Here is a 2,551-nt window from a genome sequence, read left to right on the forward strand (position 1 = left end):
AGCCGTCAAAGGGCAGTATTCCCGCAAAACAAAAGCGAGCTTGGATGAAAACAAGCTTCTTAGAAGCAGTGTTGAGTGCGGGATTGAGTCAGTTGGTTGAAATATGAGCACTCATGCGGTTGCCCTGGGAGTAACCCTTAGCTTGCTTTGCTTGGTAGTGAGCATAAATTGCACCAACTATTGAGCAAATAGAACCTATTAGCCCTATCCATTCTACTAGTCCCATCTTTCCACCGCCAAAAGTTCATCTACTTTGGAAAGGCTGAGCTTCATATTTTGCGGTTTTCCAAGCTTATTCCACTCTTCCAGCATTGCTCTGTATTTTGGCATCATTGGGCAATGACTGTTAAATGAGGGAAACTCCTTGTCATAATTTAATTCGTTATACCGATTAAGGTCTACGATAAAATAGCTCGCATAGGCCAACTGTTCGCATTCTTCGTTACCATCAAACCCAGGAAATCGATATTTATGATCATCAACTTGTTTTGTATCATTTGCATCAAAATATGCCCAAGTAATGGCTCGATACATTTCTAAAATATCAAGAACTTCTCTGCATTCTGATTCACTCATTTCTGGGTGTAAATGCTCAAAAATCCACTTGTAATGAAGTACATATCCTTCCTCAAGCGCTTTTCTGTGCCTTGAGTAATATTCGGCTTCCTCAGGATATAGCTTCTCCAGAATCAGGAACTGATTAATCAGATTCATTCGTTCCAGTTTCGATAATTCCATACTCATCTCTTTAGTGATTTAACGCCTAGCACACCGGCAGCCGCTGCGAAGCAGAGCGTAGCAGTGGCTGTCCAGCACGGCGGCTCTTTGCCGTGCGATGGTGCTGTGACTTGTTATGCATTTTCTGGGGCATGCTCCTGATATTGCACTACACCATCAGGAAGTTTCTCCCAGCTCGCTTTTGAGCCTACAAATATATGCCTACCAATTTCTACTTCCGGGTCTTCATTTAGACAACCAAGCGTTACACCGTGTACCTTATTCTCGAATATACCAGATAAGGTAGAACCGCATTTTTTGCAAAACTGCAGCCCAAAACCGTGTTGGCCCGTATACGTAGACAACTTTTCTTCGCCACGTGACCATCGAAATTCTGAAGCGTTTACCAAAGCATAAGACGAAGCCTGGGAACTAAATGCCTTTCGGCAACGTGAACAATGACACGATCGCGCATCGAAGACCTTACCATCAATTTCGTACGCAATCTCACCGCAGAAACACTCACCTGTTAATTTCATTCAACTTCCACTTTTGCATAACGCCCCGGTAAGTGGCGCATAAATAGTAGGCTAAAATTAGCGAGGTACGAGCGCAAGCCTACTGTTTTGCGTCCGCCCTTGACCGGCTTGTTGAACGAAGCCGCTGCGCGGCAGAGTATGGTTGATATTTCATACTCAAGTAATCCCCTCATTTTGATGGGGCTCACTGGAGTAAACTCATGAATACCACTGACCAACAACGCTTTGAATTTCTTTATCAACAACATCTTACCAACTTAACCTTGCAAGGAAAACGCCCGGCAACCATTGATGCGTATTCTCGTGCGGTGCGTCGCCTTGCTGCTTTTTTTGATCGCTCACCCGACACCATGACCACGGCTGATTTAAAGCAATATTTTGCCAGTTTGATCGCCACCCATTCGTGGAGCACGGTGAAACTCGATCGCAATGGCTTGCAGTTTTTCTATCGCTATACCCTCGACCGGCAGTGGGTATGGCTTAACATTGTCAAACCACCGCAGGTAAAGCGTTTGCCTGATGTATTGACCTCAGCCCAAGTCGGCTGGTTGATTTCCATGACGGTTAAGTGTCGTTACCAAGTGTTCTTTTTGGTGCTCTATACCTTGGGTTTGCGCTTGAGCGAAGGGCTTAATTTGACCATCTCAGATATCGACAGCGCATCAATGCAAGTCCATGTGCGTGACGGTAAAGGCGGTAAAGACCGACTGGTGCCATTGCCTTCTCGCACCTTGGTGGCACTGCGCGGTTACTGGGCCACTCATCGCCATCCTCGCCTGTTATTTCCCAAGATGGGCCCCGACAGTGATAGCCCGATGGATAAAGGCAGTGTGCAAAAAGCCCTCAAGCGGGTACTGGCTGATTGCGATATTCATCAACACATTAGCCCTCATTCATTGCGCCATTGTTATGCCACGCATTTACTGGAGCAGGGCTTGGATTTGCGCTCGCTGCAAGTATTACTCGGTCATGCCAGCCTCAATACCACCGCGCGTTACACCCACCTGACGCGCGTAAAGCAAGCCGACAGTGTCGCGGCGGTCAACCAGCTCGCCGATAAACTCGTGTTGATGTGGGCAAGCTCATGAGCGCCTTTATTGAACTGCTGCGCGCACATCAGGATGCGCTGCGCCAACAATACGACCTGAGCAACGACATGCGCCGCGCCATTCATGCTTTATTACGCTGTCAAACCGAGCAACAAGGTCACTCAACATGGCAATGTCACCGCTGCCCACATCAGGAAGTGACGCCGTTATCGTGTGGCCATCGGTTTTGCCCGCAGTGCCAACAGC

Annotated in this window: 4 protein-coding genes; 2 read left to right on the forward strand and 2 right to left on the reverse strand. The window is 47.5% G+C overall.

Annotation, left to right across the window (positions count from 1 at the left end; translation table 11 throughout):
- Positions 1-216: 216 nt before the first annotated feature.
- Both K6Y21_RS20950 and K6Y21_RS20955 read right to left on the reverse strand, forming a co-directional pair.
- Positions 217-738, reverse strand: a complete 522-nt coding sequence (locus K6Y21_RS20950; RefSeq protein WP_233073890.1) for a YfbU family protein — start codon at positions 736-738, stop codon at positions 217-219.
- Positions 739-851: 113 nt separating this feature from the next.
- Positions 852-1,256, reverse strand: coding sequence for a GFA family protein (locus tag K6Y21_RS20955; RefSeq protein WP_233073891.1), 405 nt, complete (start codon positions 1,254-1,256; stop codon positions 852-854).
- Between the two features lie 200 nt (positions 1,257-1,456).
- Here K6Y21_RS20955 and K6Y21_RS20960 point away from each other — a divergent pair, with 200 nt between their 5' ends.
- Together K6Y21_RS20960 and K6Y21_RS21515 are read left to right on the forward strand one after the other, a co-directional pair.
- On the forward strand, positions 1,457-2,344 hold the full coding sequence (locus K6Y21_RS20960) for a tyrosine-type recombinase/integrase (protein WP_233073892.1): 888 nt from the start codon (positions 1,457-1,459) through the stop codon (positions 2,342-2,344).
- On the forward strand, positions 2,341-2,551 hold a 211-nt coding region (locus tag K6Y21_RS21515), incomplete at its 3' end, for a transposase zinc-binding domain-containing protein (protein WP_432758014.1). The genes K6Y21_RS20960 and K6Y21_RS21515, both read left to right, overlap by 4 nt.

It is taken from the genome of Motilimonas eburnea (assembly GCF_021295345.1).
GTDB lineage: Bacteria > Pseudomonadota > Gammaproteobacteria > Enterobacterales > CBDFNC01 > Motilimonas > Motilimonas eburnea.

Bases quoted from the DNA above. Each gene is read 5' to 3' on its own strand.
- K6Y21_RS20950 (WP_233073890.1), bottom strand. From the start codon at position 738: ATGGAATTATCGAAACTGGAACGAATGAATCTGATTAATCAGTTCCTG.
- K6Y21_RS20955 (WP_233073891.1), bottom strand. From the start codon at position 1,256: ATGAAATTAACAGGTGAGTGTTTCTGCGGTGAGATTGCGTACGAAATT.
- K6Y21_RS20960 (WP_233073892.1), top strand. From the start codon at position 1,457: ATGAATACCACTGACCAACAACGCTTTGAATTTCTTTATCAACAACAT.